This window comes from Paenibacillus sp. MSJ-34, from assembly GCF_018918005.1.
Taxonomy (GTDB): Bacteria; Bacillota; Bacilli; order Paenibacillales; family Paenibacillaceae; genus MSJ-34.
The window spans coordinates 1-26,997 of the sequence record NZ_JAHLPR010000030.1 but is presented as its reverse complement, the minus strand read 5'-3'; the positions used below and the strand labels follow the sequence as shown (position 1 = coordinate 26,997).

The following is a 26,997-nucleotide window of genomic DNA, read 5'->3' as shown; positions in this document are numbered from 1 at the left end:
AAAAATAATATAAAGTTCGTTTTTCGTCATTTTTCCTTCTGTTCCATCGCGGCCCTGAGCAAGTCGCCCAAATTCGTGCCGGCCGGCTCTTTCTTTTCGTATTTTTTCACGAGCTGCTGTTGTTCGCGTTTATTGATCCGCCCCTTGCCGTCTTCCAGCATTTCAATCACGTTGCAGCCCAAGCATTGCACATATTTCCCCGCTTTGCCGGTCTTGAGCTCCATCTTTTTATGGCATTGCGGACAGCGGCGGTTCGACAATTGTTTCTCCGCGGAACGGCGGTATCCGCACTCCTTCCCGGAGCAGACGAGCACTTTGCCCTGTTTCCCTTTCCGTTCCATTAGCCGCTCGCCGCATTCCGGGCAATGGCTGTTCGTCAAATTATGCGGTCTATATTCGGCGTCGCTGCCCTTGACCGTTTGCACCAGCTGCGCCGCCATATTGCGAATGCCTTGCATAAACGGCTCGGTGCGTCCTTGTCCCCGCGCGATTTTCTCCAGCTCCCGCTCCCACTCGGCGGTCAAATCCGGCGTCTTCAATTCGTCGGCGACCAGCTCGATCAGTTGCTTGCCTTTGCCTGTCGGATGCAGGGAGGCGCCCTGGCGCTCAATCGTATCGGTGCTGATCAGCTTCTCGATGATATCGGCGCGCGTGGCCGGCGTGCCGAGGCCGTACTTCTCCATCTTCGCCAGCAGCGCCGCTTCCGTATAACGTTTCGGCGGCTGCGTGCGGTCGTTCTTGATCGCGCAGCGTTTCAACGCCACCCGATCCCCCTGATTCAGGTCGGGCAACGTTTGCCCCGTATCGCGGGACTCGAAGTCGTCTTCCCGCTCGTCGTCATCGTCATCCATGAGCGATTCCTGGCCGTACACTTCGCGCCAGCCGAGCTTGCGCACCGTCTTGCCTTTGGCGTGAAACGACTCCCCTTCGACTTCGACGGTCAGAGCGGTAAGCGCGTATTGAGCCGCCGGGTAGAACAAGGCGATGAAACGGCGCACGATCAAATCGTACAGCTTCCGTTCTTCGTTCGACAACGCCGACAGGTTCACCCGCTCGTCGGTCGGAATAATCGCATGATGATCGCTTACCTTCGAGTCGTCCACGATCCGCTTCGTAATCGGCAGCGACGCGCCGAGCAGCGGCCGGACGAGCGGCGCATACGGGCCGATCGCCACCGACTTGAGCCGTTCCTTGAGCGTGCCGGTCATATCGGACGACAAGTAACGGGAATCCGTGCGCGGATACGTGACAAGCTTATGCTGCTCGTACAGCCGCTGCAGCACGTTCGACGTCTGTTTCGCCGAGAAGCCGTACCGTTTGTTGGCGTCCCGCTGCAGCTCCGTCAAATCGTAAGCGAGCGGATGCGGTTCGGATTTCTCCGTCTTTTTCACCGATACGACTTTGCCGCTCTTCCCCTCCAGCTTCGAACGGAGCGTCTGCAGCCGGCTCTCTTCGAACACGCGGCCGTCGTTCTTGCCCGCCTCGCGCCACATCGCCTGGAACGAGCCGAAGTCGCCCTGCATCGTATAAAATTCCACGGAACGGAAATCGCGAATTTCCCGCTCCCGATCCATAATCATGCCGAGCGTCGGCGTTTGCACCCGTCCCGCGGACAATTGCGCATTAAATTTGCATGTCAGGGCGCGCGTCACATTCAGGCCGATTAGCCAGTCCGCTTCGGCGCGGCAGCGGGCCGATTCGTACAGCCGGTTGTAATGCGACCCCGGCTTCAAATTCGCGAATCCTTCGCGAATCGCTTTGTCGGTCTGGGAAGAAATCCATAGCCGTTGGAACGGCTTCTTCCATTTCACCATCTCCATCACCCAACGCGCGAGCAATTCGCCTTCCCGCGCCGCGTCGGTGGCGATGATCAGTTCCCCGATATCGTCGCGTTTCATCAAATGCTGCACCGCCTTGAACTGATGCGACGTTTCGCGCAGCACTTTCAGCTTCATCCGCCCCGGCATAATCGGCAAATCTTCCAGCTTCCACGTTTTATATTGCTGATCGTAATCCTCCGGCTCCGCCAGCCCTACCAGATGGCCAAGCGCCCATGTAACCACATATTTAGGACCTTCATAATGGCTTTTATGTTTGTGGTGGCTGCCCATCACGCGGGCGATCTCTTTCGCCACCGAAGGTTTCTCCGCTAGCACTAACGATTTCATGGTATGCTCCTTTGCTATCAATGTCGTTTCTTCATTATACCATGTTCGCTGGTTGGCTTCCGAATTTACAAATAATCTAAACTGTGAAATATCAAAATGAGTCCAACGATGCACATGATCCATGAAATCGCCGATCCCGAATGTTTCGCCAGCTTGCCGCGCAGCTTTTCCAACGGTCTGCGCATCGCCCGGCCCAGCAGCAAATGCAACAGAAATACGATCAGCGGCGGCAGCACCATAATCAAGTTATATCCGGCCAACATCGGAAGCCACTGATATAACGCCAAATTCGAAGCGGTCATGAGGCCGATCGCAGCGAAATAAGGAAACGTCGTGCCCACCTCAATCAACGATGTCGTAAACCCGAGCGCAACCATGGAGGCTTTACTTTTGGACTTCGGCCTCGGCAATTCCGATTGTTTACTTTTCGGATAGTAAAAGCTTGCTACAAACAGTATCCCGCCGACGATCAGCATGATCCAACTGACGGTCCGATTTTGGAAGAGGGAAGAGAATGCGGACAGTATCGCATCCAGGCCGAACATGAAAGCGACGCCCACCAAAAAGTAAAACGCCGCGACGGTCGATAAATAAACGAGCAAGCGCGAGCTTAGCCGCTCTTTTTCCGTTAACAGCAAATATACCGTGACCCCCAGCGTCGCCGGGCTGAGCGTATCCAGCAGGGCCAATCCCCCTACCGAAAGCAGCAATTCGAGACTCACGATTCTCCCCCTTGCGCGGCGGAAGCGCCCTGTACGGAAGAATTGTAAATTTCATACCCCCGCTCCATGTAATCAAGAACTTCTTTTTCTATAGGATAGAGCCCGAGCTCTTCGGATTGCGCCGAAGACTTCCTTGCGTCCCATAATTTATCCAGAAACTCGTCTTCGCCTTCGAACTGTTCCGTCAGCTTTTCCATCATGCGCCGGATGATGTTCTGCACTTTCGGGGACGCGGGATCCTCCGTCATAAGCCGTTTGATTTGACCTAGCAAGGCTATCCACTCCAAAGAACTAGGGTCTTCTCCCCCCAACTTGGGAAGCTTGGCCCAAAGCTCCCGGTCCTTCGCCGTAAATCCGCTTTCCGTAAAGCGCTGCAACCTTTTTTTATTTTGATTCGACAGTTGAATCAGTTTCTGTATTGCCAGACGGTCGTTCCCGCCCTCGAACGCGATGCCGTTGATCAGTTCCCGCAGCGACAATTCCATGCTTTTCAACCTTTCCTGCTCCTCCATGATGTAAACCAACTGGCTCTTCAAACTATCCGACCAGTTCCATTTCGCGTCGGACAGCATTTCTTTAATATCTTGCAAACGATAGCCCATGCCTTTCAAAAATTGAATTTGCTGCAGCTTCTTCAAATCTTCTTCCGAATAGAGGCGATGCCCTCCTTCCGTTTTGGACGAGGACGCCAACAGTCCGATCTGATCGTAGTACCGCAGCGTTCGGACCGTGATTTTAGTCTGTTTCGCAACTTCTTTTATATGGATCAAGCGTGTGACACCTCCCACGTTCATCAGCGTTCTTTTTCCTTATCTTTATATAATGCGTGTTTAATTAAATATCCTAGCCCCAGCCCGACCAACACTCCGGGCAATGCTTGATCGAGCGTGAGTCCAATCCCCGCTCCTATAATAACGCATCCGTAAATAATGATATCCCCTTGTTTCATAACCAACATCCCCTTTATGCAAAATTTCCTCTATTCGGCCGATTTGACGGGCATCCCTCACGACGGACTTCAACATCGGCTCCATTATACAAAATAACGCTACGTCACTTTCAAGCTTTGTTTCGGCAAGGACTTGAAACTGACGCAACGTCATCGAATATAATCGGTTTCACAATCGTTAAGAGGTGATGAAATGAAGAAAGTCTGCGTTTGTCTTCTTATGCTGGGGATGCTTGTATTAAGCGCCTGCAGTTTTGGCGAAGAAGATTTGCAAATGGTATCGCTCGAGGGGATAGAGAACGTCCGCATTGACCATCGCAGCACGACCGTCCATGTCGAATCGGCGGATATCGAGGAGCTTGAAGCGGCGATGATGTATAGCTTCGGATCGGGAATCGTAATCGATAAGAGGAAACAAAGAGTCGATATTCGGCTAAAAAGCGATAACATGCGCATCTTTAAGCTCGGCAAGCAGCCTCGGCTCGTCGTTCGCGTTCCAACCGATTATAAGGGGAGTGTAACGATTAACGGCAATTCCGGCAACGTCAACGTAAGCAATCTGCAAGCGCAATCTGTCGACATTCAAGGCAACAGCGGAAATGTGTCGCTTGATTATGCGAGAATAAACAGCGACGTGAATGTGTCTGTCAACAGCGGCAACGTTGTGCTGAATTTGGAGGACAAGGAACCGGATATCCGGTGGCTGCTCGAATCCGGCAGCGGCAGACGTTCGATCGCTCTCCCTCTGAACAATAGCCGGCAGAGCGGCAAAAAGACGCAGGGACAAACGGGAGACGGCTCGTTTCAAGTGCGGATCCGAACCACTTCCGGAAGTATAACCGTTAAGAACGATTAAACGAATGGCACAAGCTTTTCAAGAAGCTGAAGGGCGGCCGCCTCCCTGACGGAGGCCTAGAATGCACGAAACCGCTGGGGGTTGGGACGAGTTCTCACCGTGCTATTCCTACACATTTCTACCGCCCTGCTCCTCAAGTTCGCGGACACAGGAGCCGCTAATTGTGACAAAACGCCCAATTTCGGACAGTTCGCGGACATACGATCCTTTATTCGTGGCAAACGCGTAAAAATAAGCCCTCCGACGAACGGATAACGGAACCAATGTCCGCTTAAACAGTGAAAAAGCGATTTTGACGCAAAATAACGGCCGTACGGTCCGGATAGCAATTTCTCAATGCATCACCATAGGTTCAGCGCCGATCTTATTCAACAGCAACTGCAAAAATCCATCTATTTCTTGGCCAAACCGCCTTTTGAAGCGAAGTAACTGCGAAAATCCATCTATTCAAGCTCGTTTTCCTCATTTTGCGGCCATTCGGGCGGGAGCAACTGGATAATTGCAGTTAGTAGGGCAAAATTGCGCCAAATCGAGCGATGCAACTGGATTTTTGCAGTTACATAACGGGGCGGGACGGCGCGAGCGTTCGCGTCTACGCGCCGTATGCCTACAACCGCCGTACCGGCCTGCTTACCGCATGTAGGACGCATGCCCGACCCGATGCCTGTGCCACTCCCGTCCACACACCGCATGCCACCCGACGGCTGCGCCACTCCCGTCCACACACCGCATGCCACCCGACGGCTGCGCCACTCCCATCCACGCACGGATGACAACTCCACTCCTACTTTGCCGGGCGTCCGTTCGTCCGGCAAGCTTACATCGCATGCCGCCCCCTATCCCCACACTTGCCGGGCATCAAGCCCGCCCGGCAAACTTACGTTGCGGGCCACGCTCTTCCCTACACTTCCAACCAGCCGACTTCCGCTATTTTCTTATACCAATAATAGCTGTCCTTCTTCGTTCGTTCGAGTGTCCGGAAGTCGACGTGAACGAGCCCGAACCGTTTGCTGTAGCCCCACGCCCATTCGAAATTGTCCATCAGCGACCACAGCATATAGCCTTTGACGTTGACGCCGGATTCGATCGCCCGGTTCAATTGGATGAGATGCTTCTTGATGTACTCGATCCGTTTCGCGTCGCGGATGCCGCCTTCCGCTTTAACATCGTCGTAGCAGGCGCCGTTCTCCGTAATATAGATCGGAATGCCGCCGTACTCGTTCCGAATCCAGTTCAGCACGTTCAACAAACCTTGAGGATATATGTTCCATCCGATATCGGTTTTGTCGAATCCGACGTCCACCGCTTCGAAGCCGAGCGGATCGTCGTCGCCCTTGCGCCCGACGCCCCCGGTATAATAATTGATGCCCAGGAAGTCGATCGGCTGCCGAATCGTTTCCATATCGCCATCCCGGACCGGCGGCTCGAAGCCCGCCTTCTTGTACCAGTCCGAGGCGATCGCCGGGTATTCCCCTTTGAACAACGGCTCGATAAACCATCCGTTGAAATACGCGTTGCGCCTGTCGCATGCCGCCGCATCTTCCGGCTTCGCGCTGTACGGCTCGAACCATTCGGTATTCGGCGCAATGCCGATCTCGCCTTCCACTCCCAATGCCCGGAACCGCTTCACCGTCTCCCCATGCGCGACAAGCACGTGATGGCCCACATTCAAAGCCAGCTGAAAATCCCGATAGCCGGGCGCGTGTTCCCCGAGCAGATTCGATAGAATCGAAATGCACCAAGGCTCGTTGAACGTAATCCACTTTTTGATTTTGCCCGCAAACGACCGGAACATCGTCTCCGCATAGTCCACATAGGCGTCAATCGTCGCCCGGTTGTCCCAACCGCCCTCATCCTGCAGCGCCTGCGGCAAGTCCCAATGGTACAAGGTGCACATCGGTTCGATGCCGTTCGCAAGCAGCTGATCGACAAACTTATGGTAGAACTCCAGCCCTTTCGGGTTGATCTCTCCTCTCCCTTGCGGATAAATACGCGGCCAAGCGACGGAGAAGCGGTAAGCGCGGACCCCTAAATCCTTCAGCAGTTCCACATCCTCCTCATACCTATGGTAACTGTCGCAAGCGATATTCCCGTTATCTCCGTTATATACTTTGCCGGGCGTGCCTGAGAATGTGTCCCATATGGACATGCCTCTGCCGTCTTCATTGTGGGCGCCTTCGATTTGGTAGGCGGCCGTCGCCGCTCCCCATACAAAATCTTTCGGAAATTGAACCAATGCCATTTCAAATTCCCCTCTCGCAAAATATCGATGATTTATGCGATCCGCCATGATGTTCGTACCTAACTTTACGCGATCCCGGCTCAGCTTATCAAGACGCAATTTGCGTTTCGAAAAAATTTCAACCTGAAATCGAAGATTTGCCTCCTCAAAAAAATCTCTGCCGTCTTTTACAGTAAAAATGTAGCAAAAATCAATAAAAACGAAAGGGGTTACAACATGAAAAAATGGCTCACAGTGCTGCTGTCCGTTGTACTCGTCATTTCCTTGGCGGCGTGCGGAGGCGGGAGCAGCGGCACAAGCGGAAACGGCAGCAGCGGCAATGCGGAAAGCGGCGGCAACGAATCGGGAGGCGGTACGACGTCCGGCTCCGGCGGCGGCGAGGAAACGCAGAAGCCCGCCGAGAAGGTCTCGCTCAACTTCTGGACGCTCGGCAATAACGGTTATGACAAGCTGGCGGAGGAATGGAACGCCGCCCATCCCGACATCCAGGTCAAAATCCAAAATACGGGCGATCAAACGGAGCATCACAACAACTTGCTTACCGCTCTGTCGGCCGGATCGGGAGCGCCGGACATTTTCATGCTGGAAATCGCGTTTATGGAGAAATTTATCGTGCATGAAGACAAGTTTCAAAATTTATACGATTTAGGCGCCAAAGATATCGAGGGCGATTATCTCGATTGGAAATGGAAGCAAGCGTCGTCCAAAGACGGTTCGTTCCAAATCGGATTGCCGACCGATATCGGACCCTTGGTCACTTATTACCGCACCGACTTGTTGGAACAGGCCGGTTTGCCGACCGATCCGGCCGAATTCGGCGAAGCGATCAGCACTTGGGATAAATTCGCCGCCGTAGGCAAACAGTTCACGGACAAAACGGGCATCGCGTTCGTCGATCTGACCGACCTGCTCTTCAATGCGTTGCGCGACCAAAGCAAAGACGAAATATACTTCAGCAAAGCGGACAATTCCTTCATCGGCGACCAAAATCCGCAAATCAAGAAAGCGTACGATATGACCGTCAAGGCGATTCAGGAAGGCTGGATGGGCAAAACGGCGCTCTGGTCGCCCGAATGGGGCGCCGCGACGAACGAAGGGAAGTTCGCGGTCATGCTGGCTCCCGCCTGGATGAAAGGAACGATTACCGGCAATGCGCCCGATACCGCAGGCAAGTGGAAAGTGACCCAAGTGCCGGAAGGATCGGGCAACTGGGGCGGTTCCTTCATCACCTTGCCGAAGGAAGGCAAGCATCCGAAGGAAGCCTATCAATTTATCAGTTGGCTCGTAAGTAAGGAAAATCAGTTAAAATCCTTCAAAACCAACGGGCTGATGCCTTCCATTCCGGCGCTGTATACCGACGAAGCGTTCAATGAGCCGGACGAGTTCTTCAGCGGTCAAGCGATCGCGGCCGAATACGCCAAAGCGGCGCAAAATGTCAAACCGGTATATTACGGACCGCTGCATGACACGACGGACTCCTATTACAAGAACGCGCTGCGCAACATTTTAGAGAGAAAAGCGGATCCGCAAGCGGAATGGGATTCCGTCATCAAGCAAGCGAAGGATCTGGCCAAACGCAGCTAAAACGCAGCCGTCCGCACCGGGGCGGGGCAAACGTCAAAGTCCATGGAAGTTATGCGTCCGTGGACTTTGGCTTGCCGCAACCGGTTATGGCAACGCATGACATATTGATAAGGAGGTGCGGCATGAACCAACCGAATGTCGCCATACGGAGCCGCAACAAAACGCCGCGAACGTACTGGACGGAGAAAAGACGAAGCAACGGCATCGCCTATCTGTTCATCTCTCCCTTTTTCCTGTTGTTCGCGATATTCGGCATTTATCCGATCTTTTTCACATTTTATCTATCGTTCTTTAAATGGGACGCGCTAGGGCCGATGCAATACGTCGGAGTTCAAAATTATCAATTCGTGCTCGAAGACTCCGCCTTCTGGACCTCGTTCGCCAATACGCTCATTATGGGATTGATGGGCACAGTGCCGCAATTGATTGCCGCCTTGCTGCTCGCGGTCGTGCTCAACTCTTCCATGATCCGGTTTAAACAGGGCTTCCGGATTCTGTATTTTCTGCCCAACATTACGTCCATCGTCGCCGTAACGCTCGTATTCAGCTCGTTCTTCGGCAGCGAAGGGATCGCGAACTGGATGGTCGGCTTGTTAGGGCTTGATCCGGTCCCATGGAACACGGGATGGTGGGGCGTCAAGATCGCCATTTCGCTTATGATTTTCTGGCGCTGGCTCGGATACAACACCGTCATCTATTTGGCAGGGATGCAAAGCATTCCCGCCGACTTGTACGAAGCCGCGCTCATCGACGGGGCGAACCGCAGACAGCAATTGCTGCATATTACGTTGCCGCTCCTGAAACCGTTCGTCATCTTTACGGTGCTTATGTCCACCATCGGCAGCTTGCAGTTGTTTACGGAACCGTTCGTATTCCTCGGCCAGTCCGGGACCGGTTCTACGCGCCTGGAAGGGATTACGATGGTCATTTACTTGTACAGCGAAGCGTTCCGCAATTCGTTCTTCGGAACGGCTGCCGCGTCGGCCGTCATCCTGTTTATTTTCACCATATTGTTCTCTATCGGCAATTATATTTTCAGCAATCGCTTGGGCGGAGAGGAGGAAAGCGGCATATGAGCAAAACATTCGCCTCGCGCAAGCCGGGGTACCTGTTAAAGACCGTTTCCTATTTGCTGTTGATCGCGGGGGCGCTCATCTCGATCTTCCCTTTCCTCTGGATGTTCGTCATCTCGACCAATGACCGGAGCGCCGTCTTTCGCGTTCCGCCCACCCTCGCGTTCGGGGATCAGTTTTTCGTCAATTTCCGGCGGGTGCTGGACCGGATCGAATTTTTCCAGGCATTGTTCAATTCGTTTTTCGTCTCGACCGTCACGACGGTGCTTGTCTTGTTCTTCTGCACGCTGGCGGGATACGCCTTCGCCAAATACGATTTTCCGGGCAAAAGAGTGTTGTTCGTCTTCGTGCTCGCCACGTTGTTCGTGCCGCAGCAGCTTAGCGTATTGCCGAATTACGTCATTATGGCAAAGCTGAAATGGATCGATACGTACCAGGCCATCATCGTGCCCGGGATGGTGAGCGCGTTCGGCATTTTCTGGATGAGGCAATATATATCGTCCGCTATTCATAAAGAATTGCTGGAAGCGGCGCGGATCGACGGCAGCGGGCATTTCCGCACCTTCCGCAGCGTCGTCGTCCCGCTCGTGCTGCCGGCCCTGGCTACGCTCGGCATCTTTACGTTCATGAACGTATGGAACGATTTCTTCTGGCCGCTCGTCGTACTCAAGAATGCGGAACATTTCACGATTCAAATCGTGCTGCAGCAGCTTTTCTCGAACCGGGACGGCCTCGATTACGGGATGATCATGTCCGCTACGTTCTGCGCGACGCTGCCGCTTTTGATCGTATTTCTTTTCTTCAGCCGCTGGTTTATTTCCGGACTCACGAGCGGAGCGATTAAAAGCTAGTTTTGGGCGGCCGCCATGTAGGAAATCGATTGACGAATCGCGAAATGATTAGGAAAGCGCTAACGAAAGGGTGGCCGGTATGCATTTGCAGCTGAAATTCCGAATCGCGATTATATTGCTCGTCTTCATACCGGTCATTATTATGGGGACCGTTTCCTATTCCATTTACTCGCGCACGATCGAGAACAAAACGGACAATTTCTATACGGTATCGCTGCAGGATACCGACCGCAAGCTTGACTACGCACTGAACGAGATTAGCGCGGTCTCGGATATGGCGATCATTCAGCCGGATTTGCAGCAATTGCTGAAGCAGCCGCCGGACCGCGTCGAAAGCGAACTCGCCCAGAAACTGAACAATCTGATTATGGCGCATCCGAAAATCACCTCCTTTCAGCTGTATTCCAACAAACGGCTCATATACAGCACGACCGGCCATACCGATCCCTCTCCCCTCTCGGACGCCCCGTGGTACCCGCGGATGCTCGATCTCCAAGGCCGGCCGTTATGGCTCGGCCCCGGCGAGAACGGAACGTACCGGACAGGCAGCCCGGTATTGATCCATGCCCGCGTCGTCAAAGAATTTTATTCGCTCGAAGATATCGGAGCGATCGTCATTACGGTCAAGCCGGATGTGTTGGAGCAGGCGCTATGGGGGACGAATACGGTGGCGGGCAGCGATATTTTGCTGTTGAACCGGACTGGGCACGTCGTATTCGACAAGTCGGGCAACAATACCGGCAGCGTCATTTCGGCCTCCTTGGCAAGCCCTTTCGTCGGGCATAGCGATATCATTACCGGCTTCGACGGAGAGAAATCGATGCTCACGACCGTTCCCTCCGCCCATGAGAACTGGGTGCTTGCGGCGGTAACTCCGCTGAAGGAACTGCAGCGCGAACCGCGGACGATCCGCAATATCGCCGTCGGGCTGATTTTGTTTTCTTTGCTGACGGGCTTCTTGTTCGAACGGAAATTTATCCGGCCGTTAATCAATACGATAATTATTAGCGCCAGAGGCATGAAGAAAGTGGAGCAGGGCCATTTTATCCAACTGCGCTCCCCGACCCGCTGGAAAGACGAGAGCAAATTGCTGATCGACGGGTTCAATCAAATGATCGTGCAAATCCACGACTTGCTGCGCGAGGTCGAGACGGAGCAGCGGCGCAAGAAGGAAGCGGAAATGCAGGCTCTGGTCGCCCAGATCAACCCGCATTTCATCTACAACTCGCTGGAATCGATCAATTCGATGGCGGTGCTGGCGGGCAACCGCGATATTAGCCGCATGGTCATATCGCTCGGCAAGCTGCTGCGGATCAGCATTAGCGAGAATGTGGAGAGCATTCCGCTCAAGATGGAGTTGGAGCATGTCAAGCATTACTTGAATATTCAAAAGATGCGGTTTCGCGATAAATTCGATTATACGATCGCGTGCCCGCCGTCTCTCGAACATCTGTTAACGCTGCGGCTGATCGTTCAGCCGCTTGTGGAGAACGCCTTATATCACGGCATCGAAACGATGGAGCATTCCGGTTTCATCCGCATCGAAGCGTTTGATCTCGGACAGGATCTCGCTATCGAAGTAGCCGATACCGGGCTCGGATTCGATCTTGCGCAATTCGAGCGCGACCGGTTCTCTCCGGCTGCGGGAACGAAATATAAAAATAGCGGCGTCGGCCTGAAGAACGTTTACGAACGAATCCGCATGCAATACGGTCCGCCTTACGGATTGATCGTATGTTCGGCCGAAGGGTGCGGGACGGTCATCCGCATCCGGATTCCGAAGGTCGAGCACGCGGGGAGGGATCAAGTATGAACCGCCGCCGTATTCGAATCAGGCTTATCGCGATCTTGTCGGGCGTGGTCATGGCGCTGCTCGCGTTGGCGGGATGCGGCGTATTGCCCGGCAGCTCCCAGACGTCGGCCGTCGAGGAGAAAGTAACGCTAACTTTCCGGCATTTCTGGGTCGGGGAGCACGATAAACCGGTGGAGCGGATTTTCCGTCAAGTCATCGACGAATTCGAAGCCGAGCATCCTTGGATCAAGATCGACTTTGAAGGTCTGGATCAGACGATTCACCGGGAGCAGAAATTGAAGAGCGAGATGGTTACCGGGCGTCCGCCCGATATTTTCTCCCTGTTCGGCGGCGCCGAAATCGAGCCTTATGTCCGAGCCGGGCGCCTGCTGGATTTGACCGGATTTATCGAGGAACGGGGAATGAAGGATCAATTTTCGGATTTAAGCTTATGGACGTTTGACGGAAAAGTATACGGGCTGCCGTTCGAAGGGAATGCCGAACCGCTGTTTTACAACAAAACGATGTTCGAAAGATTCGGGCTGTCCCCGCCGCGCACCGTCGACGAACTGATGGAACTGATTCCCGCCCTGAAACGGCAGCGGATCATTCCGTTTGCGCTCGGCAACGAAGCGCAATGGCCCGCCGGCATTTATGCGCATTATTTGATGGATCGGCAGGTAGGTTCGAAACGGTTCGAAAGCGTTCTGAAAGGGGAAGCTTCCTTCGATAACCCGGACTATCTGCTCGCACTGGAATCCTTGTACGAAATGGCCGGATTGGGAGCCTTTCCGGCCAATCCCAATCTCATCGATACGGAGGAAGCCGTCGATTTGTTTACCGAAGGCAAGGCGGCGATGTATGTAAACGGAAATTGGGATATTACGCTGTTTCCGCAACATTTCATGGACGACGTGGGCGTGATCCCCTTCCCCGTCATCCGGCCTGGAGATCCGCAAGCGCTCGCGGGAGGATATACGGTCGGCATCGGACTGTCCTCCGCTTTGAACGAGAGCAAGCAAGAAGCGGCGCTCGCCTTCCTCGCCGAAATGTATCGCCCGGACGTTCAGCGAAGGCTGATGAACGAAGCATACCGGATTCCGGCGATGTCGGGCCTTGCGGATATGCAAACGGCGGGTCCCGTCTTCAGCCAGGTCATCCGGCTGACGGAACAAACCGAAGCCAAATTCGTTCCTTACGACAATATGCTGCCGCCGGAAGTGAAACAGAAGTTTCTGCATATCGTTGCCGATATCGTCGATCGGCGATTGCAGCCGGACGAAGGACTAAAGAAGCTTGAGCAAGCGGCGCAAAATTACTGGAGATTGAGGAGCAGCCGGTAAGGCAAGGCGGCTTGCGGAAGAGAAAGGAGGGTGCGGCATGGAGCGTACGTATCGCGTACTGCTCGTGGACGACGAGCCGATCATTATCGAAAGTTTGAAGATCGCGATCCCTTGGGCGGACTGGGGAATGGAAATCGTCGGCGAAGCGCGCAACGGCAAGGAAGCATTGGACGCGGCGCGGCAACTTGCGCCTGATCTGATCGTTAGCGATATCCGGATGCCGATCGTCGACGGCATCGCCTTTATGCGAGAGACGATGAAGAATCATAAAGGGAAAGAACCGATTTTCATCGTGGTGAGCGGCTACGGGGAATTCGAATATGCCAGGGAGGCTTTGCGCTTCGGCGCGTTCGATTATATCCTCAAGCCGATCGACCATGAAGAGTTGGAGAATATCGTTCGGAAAGCGAAGCTCGAGTTGGACGAATACCATATCCACAGGATGCGGCAAGAACAGCTTCGCCATTCCTTAAAACGGCTGTCCGCCATCGCCCAGGAGCGGCTGTATACGGAAATGATGGACGGCCAGGCGCCTTCGCCGATTTTGGAGGAAGGGGCGAACCTGGATATGCTGGAGACCCCTTTCTTTCTCGCGTTGGTGCAGTTGGACCGGATGCAATCGGTATCGGGCCGATGGAAAGCGGAAGAAAAGCGGTTATGGTATTTCGCGGCGGACAACATTTTGAAGGAATTGGGGTCGCAAAAAGGTTGTTTCACCGTATTTCCGTATTATAGCGGGGAATGGGTGCTGTTGTTTCCGGAGATGCCGTTGAACGAAAAGCGCGAGCTGGGGCGGGATATCGTCCAGGCGATGCAGACCAATGCCAAATTAACCTGCTCCGTCGGCATGAGCCGCGCCCATACCGGTTTCCAACAATTGCGAACTTGCTACCGGCAAGCCGTACACGCATTATACCGGCAATTTATCGACGGTATGCAGCAGGTTTTCGTCCATGAGGCCGACAACCCGGGCGGGGCGATCGCGCCGGCCTATCCGGCGGCCGAGGAGAAGCGTTTAACCGATGCGGTCAAACTATTGGACGAAGCCGGAGCCAAACGCGCGTTGCACAATGTGTACGATCATTTGATCCGCTCGGAAGCGACGAAGGAAACGGCGAAACGAATATTGTTCGAAATAGCCGTCATCGCGCAGCGGCAGTTCGCGCTCATTCCATCCGTCCCCAACGACGTATTGTACGAAGCTTATATCGACTTGGAACAGGCGTCAACGCTGCAAGAGATGATTCGCATCTTGGAGAAGAGCCTCTCCGTTTGGATCGGCCTTGCGGCGGCATCCCGCTCCAAGGAAGACGGAGCCGCCATGATCGGGAAAGCCAAGCGGTATATCGAGACCCATTACCAGCAGGATATCGGCATCGAAGAGGTGGCCGAACTGGCGCAGATGAGCTGCAGTTATTTTTGCACCTTATTCAAACAGGCGACAGGCTGCACCTTCCTGGAATATGTAACGCGGGTTCGCATGGACAAAGCTTGTTTTATTTTGCTCCATTCGGAAGTGAAGGTGTTTCAGGTCGCACCGCTCGTCGGGTATCAAGACCCGCGCTATTTCACCCAAGTGTTCAAGAAGCTCGTCGGCATGACGCCCTCCGAATATCGGGAGAAGCATGCGGGGGCGAAACGTTCGAACGGCAGCGAAACCGGGCCGAACCGCCCGGGCGCTTGAAACAAAGAACCGTCAGGCAGCGCGCGCTGCAGGGCGGTTCTTTTGCTTCGGTTGATTTCGAATCTGCACGAACATCTCCTATGCGCAAAAAAATTACAACATAGTTGTCGATATTATCATTATGATCTGTTAGCATATTATGATGTAAAACGAACTGATGAGGCTGTTCAAGCAAGTATGCCGCAAAATTGACCTTGGGAAAGGATTCCCACCAATACATAGGAGTGTTCAACATGGGATTCGTCAAAAAATGGTATGTCCGGTTGGGACAGCGTTATTTTCGCAAAAAGAAGATCGAATTGGCCGCAAAATATTACTTGAAGGGGGAATCGGAGGCGACAGCCCTTTGGCAAAAGCTTGAGATCGCGGAAATTTTGCATAATCTCGATCGCCCCGAAGAGGCGCTGCAAAGAATCGGAGCCGTCATCGAGCAAACGAACGCCATATCGGCTTACGAGAGAAGAGCGCATATTCTCCGCGAAATGGGGCGGAAAGAGGAAGCGCTGCTCGATTTGGACGAAGTGATCAAGCGGGAACCGGATTCGTATTTGCCCTGGTATACCCGCGGCATTACGTACCGCGATTTGGCCAGATACGACGAAGCGGTCCGCGATTTGCACGAAAGCATCAAGCGGGAAGACGAGGATACGGTCGTCACGACGTACTACGAATTGGCGATGGTCTATTACGAGAGCGGCAAGTTTCATGAAGCGGTCGACGCCTTCCGCCAAACCTTGTCGTATGCCGGAAGGGATATTCCCGTTTATTATTTGGGGATGGCCAGAGCGCTTGACGCCGCCGGAGAAGTGGACGAAGCGATCCGCTATTTGCTCCAAGGAATCGAAATGGCGGATGTATTCGAATCCAAGCCCGATCACGGCCTCTCCTTGCTCATCCAAAAAACGAATTACAGCTACGGCGCGTTCCAAACTTTTCGGCAGCAAATCCGCAATTCCTATTCATTCCGCATGGATTTATCCGATCTATACGCGCAAAAGAAGGAATTCGATCTGGCGGCCGACGCGATCAGCCAAGCGCTCCGGCTTTACCCGGGCGTGGCGGAGTTGTACTTGAAGCGTGGAATTTTCCATCGGCTGAGCGACAAATGGAACGAGGCCGAGCAGGACTTGAATCGGGCGCTGGAAGCGGACCCCGGCTTGCTCAAGGCTTACTATGAAAAAGCGCTGCTATACCGTCGACAGGAGCAAGAGGAGCGTTCCTTGCAGGTGTTGCTCGAATTGAACGGCAAATTCGAGGAATCCCCGGTCGCCTGCTACTGGCTGGCGGATTCGTATTGCCGCTTGGAGCGATACGAAGAAGCCTTGCCTGTGAACCAAAGGCTGCTGGAACTGGAGGATGACGACCCGCTGAATTATGTCCAGCAAGGCGAAATCTATCATGCGTTGGAACGGGAATCTCAAGCCGTCGCCTCCTATACGCGGGCATTGGAGCTATCGGCCGATGCGGAAGTTTTCATGAAAAGAAGCTATCTGTATTATAAGCTCGATAAATATGACGAAGCCTGGGTCGACTTGCAGGAAGCCGCCGCGGCGGATGCCGAATTGCCGGAGACGGCTTATTACCGGAAGGCGATGGGATACGTATTGAAAGCGATGGAGCGATGGGATTTTGCCGCAGAGGCGTTTACGAAAGCGATCGAGCTGAATCCCGGCGATCCGGCTCTCTATGAAGCACGCGCCGAATGCCGTCTTGAATTGAACGAGCTTGACCAGGCGGCCGAAGATTGCACCGCCGGCTTGAAGGCGGATCCTTCCTATTCGATTCTGTACAGTCTTCGAGGATATATTCACTACTTGTCGGACCGGTACGAGGAAGCGAAGTCGGACGCCGAAGACTTCATTCGCATGCATCCCGATTCGATCGGCGGCTATTATAACTTGGGGCTCATTTATTACAGCATGGCGGAAGAAGATCTTGCGCTCAAAATGTTCAATCGCGTACTGTCTATCGATTCCTTCCATGCCCGGACATATCTCTATAAAGCTTATATCCATTTCAACCGGATCGAATTCGAAGCGTGCATCGATTGTCTCGTGCAATGGGGGCTATACCTCGACGCCGCAACGCCGCTTGAGCGGAAGCTGGAGCAGTTGCGCGAGTTGAACGGGCTGGACGAAGACGTCATTGAGACGGCCTCGGTCCGGTTATCCGAAATGTACAGCCAAACCGGACGGTATTTGAACTAGTTTTATACATCATCATTCACTACGAGGTACGAGGTGTCTCCCATGAACATTACGATCGGCATGTTCGCCCATGTGGACGCAGGCAAAACGACGTTGGCCGAGCAGTTGCTCTTTCATACGAACAGCATTCGAACCCGGGGACGGGTAGACGACCGCCAATCTTTCCTGGACGGACACGAACTCGAGAAGGAACGCGGCATTACGATCTTTGCGGATCAGGCCGAAATGCGCTATAAAGGCAAAACCTATACGCTGATCGACACGCCGGGACATGTCGACTTCTCCGCGGAAATGGAGCGGGCCGTCCAAGTGATGGATTACGCGATCGTTGTCGTAAGCGCGGTCGAAGGCGTGCAGGGCCATACGGAGACGGTTTGGCATTTGTTAAGCAAGCATAAGGTGCCGACTTTGTTCTTTATTAACAAGACGGATCGGATCGGGGCGGATGTCCGGCGGGTGACGGATGAGATCCGGTTGAACTTGACCCCGGATGTGTGCGATGTCGCCTCCTTGAACGATGATGGACGCATGGACGACGAATTGATCGCATTCATCGCCGAGCGCGACGACAAGCTGCTGGAGCTATATATGGAAGAGGCTTATGACCGGGATGCCTGGTTGGAAGCGATGAAGAGCATGGTAAACGAACGGCGGCTGTTTCCTTGCGCCTGCGGCTCCGCTTTGCTGGATATCGGCATTGCGGAGTTTCTGGAGCAGCTCGACCGTTGGACGGTATGCCATTATTCGAATCAGGGCGATTTTGCGGGCTTGGTCTACAAAATCCGCCACGACGAACAAGGCGCCCGCATTGCTTTTATTAAAGCGCTGCGCGGCACGCTGCACATCCGGGATGAAATCGTCAGCGCCGCAGGAACGGAGCAGGCGATCGCGGAGAAAGTGACATCCATTCGAATCTATAACGGCCATAAATATGACAACACGGATCGGGTGGAAGCCGGACAGCTATTCGCGGTCACCGGATTGTCGGCCGTCTCGATCGGCGACGGGATTGGCGCGCTGCGGCAACAGGCGGTGTACGAGATCGTACCGACGCTTGTCTCGAAAGTCGTCTATCCTCCTTCCTTGCACCCGAAGGAAGTGCTGCGATGCTTCCGTCTGCTGGATGCCGAGGATCCTTCCCTCCGTGTCGTATGGGACGAGCATTTGCAGGAAATTCACCTTCATGTCATGGGCGTCATTCAGCTCGAGGTGCTGGAGCAGGTGGTCAAGGAGCGGTTTCATATCGACGTGTCGTTCGATACGCCGGAAATATTGTATAAGGAAACGATCGCATCCGCTGTGACCGGCTGCGGCCATTTCGAACCGCTGGGCCATTACGCCGAGGTGCATCTAAGGCTGGAGCCCGCTCCGCCCGGCAGCGGAATCGTATTCGAGAACAACTGCCACCCCGACGTGTTAACGGTCAATTATCAGCATGCGGTCGAGCAGCATGTGCATGAGCGCGATCATCACGGGCTGCTTACGGGAGCGCCGGTCACGGACATGCGCATTACGTTGTTGAAAGGCCGGGCGCATAACAAGCACACGAGCGGGGGCGATTTCCGGGAGGCGACGTTCCGCGCGCTGCGGCAAGGGCTGGAGCAAGCGGACAACGTACTGCTCGAACCCTATTACGATGTGAAAATACGAGTCGACGCCGACGATATGGGAAGGGTCATGACAGATATGCAGAAGGCGCACGGCACGTTCGATCCGCCCGAGTTCTCCGGCGGCAAAGCCGTCATTACCGGGAAAGTTCCGGTCGCCACGTTTATCCGTTATAGCGCCGAGCTCGCTTCGTTTACGCAAGGGAAGGGCTCGATCCGGCTGGCGTTCGGAGGTTACGGCAAGTGCCATAACCCGGAGGAAGTGATCGCGAGGAAAGCGTACAACAAAGACGCCGACCCGGCGTACACGTCCTCGTCCATCTTCTGCTCGAAGGGACAAGGGTATGTCGTGCCGTGGGACGAAGCGGAGCGCCATATGCACTGTTAGCGCGCTTCGGGGAGCGGGCGGCGTTGCGGCAAGGGTGGAGGCACCATTGCCGCTTATAGGAGGCACTTGCTCGATGTTATGCTAATGCGCTCACATACTCGATGTTACGCTAATGTATGCACATGCTCAGTGTTGCTCTAATGTACACATGTTCGCTATAATTGTTAATCCACGCACATGCTCGGTGTTACGATAATGGACGTACACGTTCGACGTTACTCTAATATACATTATGCTCGACGCCAGCACTATTGGTCGCACCACACCCAGTAGCTGCAATTTTCCATCTATTTTTCCGGATCGGGACAATTTCGAGCGAAATTACTGCAAATATCCATTTGCTACCCTCGCTAAATCGACAAAATGGCACAAACGCCCGGAAATAACTGGATTTTTGCAGTTACTACCACGTTGGCCCCCTATTTTTATAAATTTAAATGGATAATTGCAGCTACTCCCGAACGAGAGCTCGAACCTGCGGCGCTTCGCGGCACTCTGCCCACGCGTCCAACGTCCCGCACCACACCTCGCCGCTAGTCCTGCCAGCCTGCGATCCACGTATCACACGCACGCCTACGCGCTGAGCCTTCAACCCGCCACGCAGTTCCCCCCACGCACAACATCCCGTGCCACATGCCCTCGCGGCACAGACCGCCCATAGCAAAGAGGCTGCCCCCTAAAAGGAACAGCCCCTCCCTTCGCCGTCACGGCGCTCGCCTCTTGCGGCAAACAGCGCTCAAGCCTTCTGTTCGAACAGTTTCGCGATTTCGATAATGACATTCGTCGCCTTGACCATATTATCGACCGACACATATTCGAACTTGCCGTGATAATTTTCGCCGCCGGTGAAAATATTCGGTGTCGGCAGCCCCATATACGAAAGCTGCGAACCGTCCGTGCCGCCGCGAATCGGGTTAACGATCGGGCGAATGCCCAGATTTTGCATCGCTTCATAAGCGATGTCGACGATTTCCTTGACCGGTTCTATCTTTTCCCGCATGTTATAATATTGATCTTTCATGTCCAAGATGATATTTTCCGCACCGTAAGCCGTTTGCAGGTCTGCGACGATCTTTTCCATAAAAGATTTGCGGCCGTTGAACTTTTCCCTGTCGAAGTCGCGAATAATATAGCGCATCTGCGTCACTTCTACATTCCCGCTAATGGAGACTAGATGATAGAAGCCTTCATAGCCTTCCGTATATTCCGGCGCTTCCTGCGCAGGCAATTTGCCGTGCAGTTCCATGGCGATTTTGGCGGCGTTTACCATTTTGCCTTTCGCCGTTCCGGGATGCACGTTTTTCCCTTTGACCGTAATTTTGGCTTCGGCGGCATTGAAGCTTTCATATTCCAGTTCCCCGAGCGGTCCCCCGTCCATCGTATAGGCGTAACGGGCGCCGAAAGCGGCCACGTCGAAGCGATGCGGACCTCTTCCGATCTCCTCGTCCGGCGTGAAGCCGACCCTAATCTTGCCATGCTTGATCTCGGGATGCCGTATCAGATGCGCCATCGCGGTCATAATCTCGGCGATCCCCGCTTTATCGTCCGCTCCGAGCAGCGTTGTTCCGTCGGTCGTAATGAGCGTATGGCCTATGTACCCTGCCAATTCCGGGAAATCTTGCGGCGACAGCACCACATTGAGCGCCTTGTTCAGAACGATATCGTTTCCGTCATAGTTCTCGACGATTTGCGGATTCACGCCCGCCCCGGTAAAATCGGTCGCCGTATCCATATGGGCCAGAAACCCGATCGTAGGCACATCTTTCTCCGTATTCGAGGGCAAGGTGGCCATAACGTATCCGTTCTCGTCCATTGTCACCTCTTCCATGCCGATCTCTTGCAATTCATCCACAAGCATGCGCGCCAGTTCAAGCTGCCCGAGCGTAGTCGGACAAGCATCGCTCTCGTCATTGGACTGCGTGTCGACTTTGACATAGGTCGTAAACCGTTGAATGATCTCGTTTTTCAATGCATCATCACTCCAGTCGCTTTTTATCTCTTTATATATTAACACGAACGATGCTGCAATACTCCACCGGATCCTAAGCGGAACCATTTCGATCTATTCAATTAGACCTGCGTCATGCCGATATGTAAGCATAGCTGATACGGAAGGAGATTGATCGAAAATGAACAAATGGATATCACAATGTTTTGCCTTGGCGCTATCTATACTGTTGGTTCTGCCAGCCGCCGGTCAAACCGTTCACGCCACCCTACCCGGAGATACGGAAGAGATCGCCATCGAAGTGCCGGCTTCATCGGGGCAATGGCAGCCTGCATCCTACTCGCAGTTATGGAACTTGCAGCAATCGGAAATCTATTATTTATTGGGCTGGTTTAAAGACCCGTCCGGCAAGCTGCTCATCGTTGCCTATGAAACCGAAGCGGAGGAGCTCCTCTTCAAAGCGGTGGAGATCGACACAGGCCAAACGAAATGGCGTACCTCGTTCGGTACCAAATATAATATCAAGAGAACGCCCGTAAAAGTGGAGGCGAACGGCGAAATTTTGCTGGAAACGGAAACGAAAGACAAGAAGACGATGAGTCTGCATACCGTCGACGCGCAGACCGGCGCCATTACGCGGCATGTTACTCACCCCTTGCCCACCAAAGGCACCTTCTTCGCATGGAACTATTGGATCATGCCGAACGGAACGCTGCTCGTCGCTTACAGTACTGGCGGTTCTTCCAAGCTGAGCTATTACGATTCGGAAGGAAAGCTCGCCCAGTCCAAAACCGCTTCCGGGACATTGCAGCAATTCGGCCATAACAAATACGTCTACGTTACTTCCAAAAACGCAAAAGGCGGATTCGAAGTCACTGTCAGCTTGAAAAACGAACAGAACAAATTGATCGCCCAAGCCAAATATCCGAACGAGTCGTATTGGGACACGTTCTTCCTAGAGGACGGCTCGTATGCGGTGATGATGTCCAAACGGTTGAACGGCGCGGAATGGTTCAAGCTCTATTCTTACTCCCCGCAAGGCAAGCAGCAGTGGGTGGCGAAATCCGAAGGTTTCACGCCTTATAAGGCGACGGGAAGCCATCTGTTCGACTACGATTACAAGCAACAAGCGGTATATAAAATCGAGAACGGCAAAAAAGTTCAATCGCTTGTCGATCGGGACCAGCGGTATATGAGTCTGGAGGCCGACGGCTATTTCTATTCCTGGTTGGACAAAAACAACGGATTCCGGATCGCCGCTGCCGATCCGCTGGAGTGGATCGTTGGCGTGTCGGGTCTCCAAGATATCCGGGCATTATGGTTGGGGAACGGCCGTTTAGCGGTTTTCAACGGCACAACGAAGGAATTGCAAACGATCGAATGGAATGAATAAGAGAAGCCGCTAGTATTAGCGGCATGCGGGAGGCCGATGAGCCTCCCTTTTTTTGCCTCGCCATGACCGCCGATACTTAACGAATAAAGGCTCGTTCACAATGCGCAAGCGCATCCTCCAACCATCTAGGATGCATATTCAGCAGCCCTGAAGGCAAATCGGTTACAGGGAAAAATGCGACGTCCAGCGATTCCGCAGAGTTGCAGCGAAGCTCTCCCCCTACGATATCGGCTAAAAAACATGTCGTTACAAAATGTACCGTTCTCCCGTTCGGATAAACAAACACTTGAGAACTCGGTTCGGAGTAAACGCCTATTAGCTTCAAAATACGTATATGCAAATTCGTTTCTTCGCGGACTTCCCGCACCGCGGCTTCGGCCACCGTTTCTCCCGGCTCCACATGACCCGACGGGATTCCCCATAACCCAACGTCGGAACGTTTTTGCAGCAATACCCGATTGTTCCCGTCCATCACGATCACGGCCACGCCCGGCCGAATTTCATCGATTTTCATACCTCTCCTGCCTCCTCTAAAATAACAAAAATCCGAGAAGAAAGATTTCAACGCATCACAAATACGCTGAACCTTTCCCCTCGGACCTTTTATGTCAATAGGTGCCTTTTGCATGGCGCAAAAGATGCAGCCCTCGGTCGCAGACCCGCAAGCAACAACGGCGGAACCCTAGCTGCAGTTTTCCAGTTCATGTTTTATATTACCGAAAAGGCAACCGAAATTCAACCTATGGCATGAATACCCGGTAAACCATTTTAAAACCCTCTACTTTCTTTCACTCTACCCGCCTGGTACAAGTATCAAAAGTCGACTGTTACTTTCCGATATATTGTAGAAGCATCTTTACCATCCAAATATGATGATGATTATGAAAGGCGGAATCTCGTGTACAACAAGGTAATGACACTTATTGCTTTATTATCTTTATTAGTAGGCTGTGGCTCATCTCCCGCCACTACCGGCGACAGCAGCAATTCCGGTTCGGCTGCTTCGGAAAAACCCGTAACGCTTGTCCAGATGGAAGAAACGAAGGCTGAACCAGAAGACGGATATGTGACCATTCCGGGAACATCCTTGAGCTTTGCTCCAGTGGGTGATTTTCAGCAAGCAAGCGGATTTGTCAGTTATGAGAGCCTAACCCACCAAACCAGTATTTTGGTCATGGAACTTCCCGTACCTGATGGAACGCAAGCCATTAACTATTTTGACAATCTGTTCACCGCAGACACGCTGCAAACCAAAGGGTTAGAGCTCGTTTCAAAAGAGATATTACATACTGCCAAGAAAGCCCGGGCGCTTCTCCTCAAATGCAGTCTCGTTAAGGATGGGTTCTCGTATACGCAATGGATTTATCTACTGGAAAGTGAGGAGCAAAAAATAGGACAAATCCAGGTAGCCGCTCCGGAAGAGCAATTTACCCTCATTGAAGATCAAATTACTAACATGCTGGCCTCCTTCCGATGGGTGGGTACATCCTCCGAATCGGATACATACTATTCGCTTGACTTGCCAACCGATTGGAAGCTGTCAAAACAATACGGCTTATTGGAGCTATACAGTAAAGGCGGTGTGTTCCCTGTTCCTGCAGGCGAACCTGCTCTAGGTGTCACGAATCTTCAACAAACCGTTCTTGCCGAAGATAGGCAGGCGTTCTTGGACAAGATGAATTTGCAGCGAAATTATTATTCCGAATTAAAGGTTATAGATTCGAAGGATGTTGAGATACATGGCCATCCCGCCAACATCTCGTATGTATCCGGTATCGAAACAGAAACATCGAAATCGGTAATCAAACAATATTGCTACATTTTTTTAGACGAAACCGTTATTTTCATCGAAGCCGATCAGTCTGATGAACTAAACGAAAATGAATTCGAGAAAATAGTCCTATCCTGGAAATTAAAATAAGAAAGGAGAGCATCGATTGCAAACTATGATTTAAATCAAGCTATTCCCCTCGTGGTTGAAGAGAACAACCGTCTCGGACGGTTGTTTTTTGCCGCGCTAACTCAAATGTTAGTCTAAAACTCTATGGTTATCATGCGAAGGGAACTCAATCGGATGTAATGGCTTCCTTGGATCAAGTCCTCATGTCTGGCGCGAGCGGTTCAAATATTCGGTCAAAAGCTCCGGGGAATACCGTTTGTCCCCCGGGTTGTCCCGTACGTGCTTCCATAATTCCGCCGCAATCCGCATCCGGTTATGGCCGATCTGTCTCGACTGCGGATCCCGATTGAAATCCTGCACGAAACGGTTCCATTGGTAGCTTGACTCGTCAGGATTGTCGACGCGCCTCTTTCCTTCATAGACCGCGATCAGATCGGCAACCGTCATGTCGTGATCGTCATTGCGTTCGGCTTCACGCAGCGCTGCCGCCATTTCTTTCGTAAACGAAAACTTGTCCCGCTTGAAATAAGCGGCAAAAAACTCCCTCGCCTGACGATTAAACTTGAATCCTTCGGGAATGAGCCTGGTCTCCGGCGTGATTTCTTGCAATTGCCGGCTTTGCCGTCGGGTTGCGGCCGCTCGGCGGGCATCGTCGACTCGTTCCCCCTTCAGCAAATTGCGAATTCTCGCTTCCAGCTCTCCCTTTGTTCCCGAAACATGGAGACGGCAGCGGCGACAAATATCAATCAATTCCGTCTTGTACCAATAGTGATTGTCGAACTCTTGTACCGTTATATTCAGCGAAAAAACAGGACGATTGCTGTCGTTCATTACTGTATACCTCCATATACCCAAAAAGAACTTAACCTTCTAAGCAAAACGAATCCCTCTAGATTACTCATACATATCTAAAGCTAACCTGATGAACATTTACAGTTCCAGAAGCCTTATCCTCCACCCCACGAATTATGACATAGACAGTGGCTCTTACCGCATGTTCCGGTACTTGTCCTTGATTTTGCAAACGAATATAATCAAGAGTAGGATGTAGATGTTCGGTAATATTTGCCCCAATGAACTGATTATTTGCATCATAGAAATCCACATATAATTGCAGTTTCGAGCGCTCCAAATGAGGTATATGAAATGAGCCCCCAACTTTAAAATTTTCCAACTCATTTACTTTAAGCTGTTGATAAACGGCCACCACCCCGTCTTTGTCAATTCCGGTGCCTATTATCTTTTGTAAATGCTGTCCGTCAACCAACTGGACTTGAAACTCGCTATTGTCAGCCCCCCATGTTCCTTTATCCCAAGCGTCGGCAATTTCGTCACCACCCGGATAAATATTGAACTCGGAATTTGATAACAGATTCGGTTCGACGGTATATTGGAAATGAAGCGAATCGACATAAATACTTCCAGAGGCTTGGTCGTTAATTCCGCGAATGATTGCATACACAATAGCCTTCTCTGCATCTTCAGGAACTTTTCCGGAATTGGACAATACGATAAACTGTCCATACGTTAGATGTTCATATTCCGTTATGTCGGCTCCCACAAATTCCCCTGTTTCATTAATAAAGTCAACGTATAGTTGAACCTTCGATCCTTGCAACTGATCGATTTTAAATAACCCGCTTATAGTATAATCTTTTTCTTTTTCCGCTTTAATGGTTTGACTAATAGCTACCATCTCGTTCCTTTTCATTGCGGAGGCGACGATTTTTTGCGCGTTGTTGTTGCCGAAGCGAGCGACTTCAAATTGAGAAGTGCCGGTAGTCCAAACCGCTTTGTTCCACCCTCTTGAAATATCGTGATTAAAATCCGAGTCAAAATACGGATTATATAAAAGATTTGTATCGGTTTCATAGCTAAATCGAATGGAATCGACAAAGATAGTTCCTGCTCCTTGCTCTTCCGTGGCTCGCAGAATTGCGTAAATTATTGCTTTGGTCGCAGCGGAAGGAACCTTTCCGTGGCTAGACAATGTTATATTTCCACCGTCTGTGCTTTTCCATTCTGTAATATCAGCCCCAATAAATCCTCCATTTTCATTAATAAAATCTACATACAATTGGACTTTTGCGTTTTGAAGGTACTCCACTTGAAAAATTCCACTGACATGAAATGGTTTGTCCCCCATCACATCGAAAGTTTGACTAACCGCTTGTTTATTGCATAATAGAAATGCCTAATATTGCAGCGTAAAAATGCCGAATTAAGATGCAAAAAAGAGACACTTGTCAGCATCCCACTATCATCCTATCGTTATGTTTGTCGACAACGT

Annotated in this window: 21 protein-coding genes; 11 read left to right on the top strand and 10 right to left on the bottom strand. The window is 52.3% G+C overall.

The features are described from left to right. Positions 1 to 26: 26 nt before the first annotated feature. The 4 genes from KQI79_RS15935 to KQI79_RS15920 form a co-directional block, all read right to left on the bottom strand. Positions 27 to 2,168, bottom strand: coding sequence for a DNA topoisomerase III (locus KQI79_RS15935; RefSeq protein WP_216539230.1), 2,142 nt, complete (start codon positions 2,166 to 2,168; stop codon positions 27 to 29). 65 nt (positions 2,169 to 2,233) lie between these two features. Beyond that, complete coding sequence (locus KQI79_RS15930) at positions 2,234 to 2,890, bottom strand: GAP family protein (RefSeq protein ID WP_216539229.1); 657 nt, start codon at positions 2,888 to 2,890, stop codon at positions 2,234 to 2,236. Next, positions 2,887 to 3,660 (bottom strand): MerR family transcriptional regulator, encoded by a 774-nt coding sequence (locus tag KQI79_RS15925; protein WP_216539228.1) that lies wholly within the window; start codon positions 3,658 to 3,660, stop codon positions 2,887 to 2,889. The genes KQI79_RS15930 and KQI79_RS15925 overlap by 4 nt, the downstream gene beginning before the upstream one ends. Positions 3,661 to 3,683: 23 nt before the next feature. Then, positions 3,684 to 3,839 (bottom strand): hypothetical protein, encoded by a 156-nt coding sequence (locus KQI79_RS15920; RefSeq protein WP_216539227.1) that lies wholly within the window; start codon positions 3,837 to 3,839, stop codon positions 3,684 to 3,686. 193 nt (positions 3,840 to 4,032) lie between these two features. Between KQI79_RS15920 and KQI79_RS15915 the strand changes: the two genes are divergently transcribed. Then, the gene (locus tag KQI79_RS15915) at positions 4,033 to 4,695 is read left to right on the top strand and encodes a DUF4097 family beta strand repeat-containing protein (RefSeq protein ID WP_216539226.1); all 663 of its coding nucleotides are present in this window, start codon (positions 4,033 to 4,035) and stop codon (positions 4,693 to 4,695) included. A 443-nt stretch (positions 4,696 to 5,138) separates the two neighbouring features. Here KQI79_RS15915 and KQI79_RS15910 read toward each other — a convergent pair whose 3' ends face one another. Together KQI79_RS15910 and KQI79_RS15905 are read right to left on the bottom strand one after the other, a co-directional pair. Further along, positions 5,139 to 5,462 carry a hypothetical protein gene (locus KQI79_RS15910; protein ID WP_216539225.1) on the bottom strand — a complete coding sequence of 108 codons (324 nt, stop codon included), beginning with the start codon at positions 5,460 to 5,462 and terminating at the stop codon, positions 5,139 to 5,141. Between the two features lie 134 nt (positions 5,463 to 5,596). Beyond that, the gene (locus KQI79_RS15905) at positions 5,597 to 6,937 is read right to left on the bottom strand and encodes a GH1 family beta-glucosidase (RefSeq protein ID WP_216539224.1); all 1,341 of its coding nucleotides are present in this window, start codon (positions 6,935 to 6,937) and stop codon (positions 5,597 to 5,599) included. A gap of 216 nt (positions 6,938 to 7,153) precedes the next feature. On the opposite strand from KQI79_RS15905, the gene KQI79_RS15900 reads away from it, so the two are divergent. From KQI79_RS15900 to KQI79_RS15865, 8 genes are all read left to right on the top strand, one after another. Next, positions 7,154 to 8,521: an ABC transporter substrate-binding protein gene (locus KQI79_RS15900; RefSeq protein ID WP_216539223.1), complete on the top strand. Its 1,368-nt coding sequence runs from the start codon at positions 7,154 to 7,156 to the stop codon at positions 8,519 to 8,521. A 122-nt stretch (positions 8,522 to 8,643) separates the two neighbouring features. Next, entirely contained in the window at positions 8,644 to 9,597 is a 954-nt protein-coding gene (locus tag KQI79_RS15895) for a carbohydrate ABC transporter permease (protein ID WP_216539222.1), read from the top strand. Beyond that, positions 9,594 to 10,445, top strand: a complete 852-nt coding sequence (locus tag KQI79_RS15890; protein ID WP_216539221.1) for a carbohydrate ABC transporter permease — start codon at positions 9,594 to 9,596, stop codon at positions 10,443 to 10,445. Before KQI79_RS15895 ends, KQI79_RS15890 begins: the two co-directional genes overlap by 4 nt. A 79-nt stretch (positions 10,446 to 10,524) precedes the next feature. Then, positions 10,525 to 12,258, top strand: a complete 1,734-nt coding sequence (locus KQI79_RS15885) for a cache domain-containing sensor histidine kinase (RefSeq protein ID WP_216539220.1) — start codon at positions 10,525 to 10,527, stop codon at positions 12,256 to 12,258. After that, entirely contained in the window at positions 12,255 to 13,580 is a 1,326-nt protein-coding gene (locus KQI79_RS15880) for an ABC transporter substrate-binding protein (RefSeq protein WP_216539219.1), read from the top strand. The genes KQI79_RS15885 and KQI79_RS15880 overlap by 4 nt, the downstream gene beginning before the upstream one ends. Positions 13,581 to 13,617: 37 nt before the next feature. Next, the gene (locus tag KQI79_RS15875; RefSeq protein ID WP_216539218.1) at positions 13,618 to 15,264 is read left to right on the top strand and encodes a response regulator; all 1,647 of its coding nucleotides are present in this window, start codon (positions 13,618 to 13,620) and stop codon (positions 15,262 to 15,264) included. Positions 15,265 to 15,497: 233 nt separating this feature from the next. Then, on the top strand, positions 15,498 to 17,471 hold the full coding sequence (locus tag KQI79_RS15870; protein WP_216539217.1) for a tetratricopeptide repeat protein: 1,974 nt from the start codon (positions 15,498 to 15,500) through the stop codon (positions 17,469 to 17,471). Between the two features lie 42 nt (positions 17,472 to 17,513). Beyond that, a complete protein-coding gene (locus tag KQI79_RS15865) occupies positions 17,514 to 19,466 on the top strand; it encodes a GTP-binding protein (RefSeq protein ID WP_216539216.1) in 1,953 nt (650 codons plus the stop codon). Positions 19,467 to 20,202: 736 nt separating this feature from the next. On the opposite strand, the gene pepT is transcribed toward KQI79_RS15865, so the two are convergent. Further along, positions 20,203 to 21,435, bottom strand: coding sequence for a peptidase T (pepT, locus tag KQI79_RS15860; protein ID WP_216539215.1), 1,233 nt, complete (start codon positions 21,433 to 21,435; stop codon positions 20,203 to 20,205). Between the two features lie 160 nt (positions 21,436 to 21,595). On the opposite strand from pepT, the gene KQI79_RS15855 reads away from it, so the two are divergent. Further along, positions 21,596 to 22,807, top strand: coding sequence for a hypothetical protein (locus KQI79_RS15855; RefSeq protein ID WP_216539214.1), 1,212 nt, complete (start codon positions 21,596 to 21,598; stop codon positions 22,805 to 22,807). 76 nt (positions 22,808 to 22,883) lie between these two features. Here the strand turns inward: KQI79_RS15855 and KQI79_RS15850 are convergent, their stop codons facing one another. Further along, a complete protein-coding gene (locus KQI79_RS15850; RefSeq protein ID WP_216539213.1) occupies positions 22,884 to 23,321 on the bottom strand; it encodes an NUDIX domain-containing protein in 438 nt (145 codons plus the stop codon). A gap of 384 nt (positions 23,322 to 23,705) precedes the next feature. On the opposite strand from KQI79_RS15850, the gene KQI79_RS15845 reads away from it, so the two are divergent. Beyond that, the gene (locus KQI79_RS15845) at positions 23,706 to 24,728 is read left to right on the top strand and encodes a hypothetical protein (RefSeq protein ID WP_216539212.1); all 1,023 of its coding nucleotides are present in this window, start codon (positions 23,706 to 23,708) and stop codon (positions 24,726 to 24,728) included. Positions 24,729 to 24,908: 180 nt separating this feature from the next. On the opposite strand, the gene KQI79_RS15840 is transcribed toward KQI79_RS15845, so the two are convergent. Together KQI79_RS15840 and KQI79_RS15835 are read right to left on the bottom strand one after the other, a co-directional pair. Continuing rightward, complete coding sequence (locus tag KQI79_RS15840) at positions 24,909 to 25,538, bottom strand: SAP domain-containing protein (protein ID WP_216539211.1); 630 nt, start codon at positions 25,536 to 25,538, stop codon at positions 24,909 to 24,911. Positions 25,539 to 25,605: 67 nt separating this feature from the next. Beyond that, entirely contained in the window at positions 25,606 to 26,814 is a 1,209-nt protein-coding gene (locus tag KQI79_RS15835) for a hypothetical protein (RefSeq protein WP_216539210.1), read from the bottom strand. Positions 26,815 to 26,997: the final 183 nt, after the last annotated feature.

Excerpts from the sequence above, each read along its gene's own strand:
- KQI79_RS15935 (WP_216539230.1), bottom strand. The coding sequence starts at position 2,168 with ATGAAATCGTTAGTGCTAGCGGAGAAACCTTCGGTGGCGAAAGAGATC.
- KQI79_RS15920 (WP_216539227.1), bottom strand. The coding sequence starts at position 3,839 with ATGAAACAAGGGGATATCATTATTTACGGATGCGTTATTATAGGAGCG.
- KQI79_RS15915 (WP_216539226.1), top strand. The coding sequence starts at position 4,033 with ATGAAGAAAGTCTGCGTTTGTCTTCTTATGCTGGGGATGCTTGTATTA.
- KQI79_RS15905 (WP_216539224.1), bottom strand. The coding sequence starts at position 6,937 with ATGGCATTGGTTCAATTTCCGAAAGATTTTGTATGGGGAGCGGCGACG.
- KQI79_RS15900 (WP_216539223.1), top strand. The coding sequence starts at position 7,154 with ATGAAAAAATGGCTCACAGTGCTGCTGTCCGTTGTACTCGTCATTTCC.
- KQI79_RS15895 (WP_216539222.1), top strand. The coding sequence starts at position 8,644 with ATGAACCAACCGAATGTCGCCATACGGAGCCGCAACAAAACGCCGCGA.
- KQI79_RS15890 (WP_216539221.1), top strand. The coding sequence starts at position 9,594 with ATGAGCAAAACATTCGCCTCGCGCAAGCCGGGGTACCTGTTAAAGACC.
- KQI79_RS15885 (WP_216539220.1), top strand. The coding sequence starts at position 10,525 with ATGCATTTGCAGCTGAAATTCCGAATCGCGATTATATTGCTCGTCTTC.
- KQI79_RS15880 (WP_216539219.1), top strand. The coding sequence starts at position 12,255 with ATGAACCGCCGCCGTATTCGAATCAGGCTTATCGCGATCTTGTCGGGC.
- KQI79_RS15875 (WP_216539218.1), top strand. The coding sequence starts at position 13,618 with ATGGAGCGTACGTATCGCGTACTGCTCGTGGACGACGAGCCGATCATT.
- KQI79_RS15870 (WP_216539217.1), top strand. The coding sequence starts at position 15,498 with ATGGGATTCGTCAAAAAATGGTATGTCCGGTTGGGACAGCGTTATTTT.
- KQI79_RS15865 (WP_216539216.1), top strand. The coding sequence starts at position 17,514 with ATGAACATTACGATCGGCATGTTCGCCCATGTGGACGCAGGCAAAACG.
- KQI79_RS15855 (WP_216539214.1), top strand. The coding sequence starts at position 21,596 with ATGAACAAATGGATATCACAATGTTTTGCCTTGGCGCTATCTATACTG.
- KQI79_RS15850 (WP_216539213.1), bottom strand. The coding sequence starts at position 23,321 with ATGAAAATCGATGAAATTCGGCCGGGCGTGGCCGTGATCGTGATGGAC.
- KQI79_RS15840 (WP_216539211.1), bottom strand. The coding sequence starts at position 25,538 with ATGAACGACAGCAATCGTCCTGTTTTTTCGCTGAATATAACGGTACAA.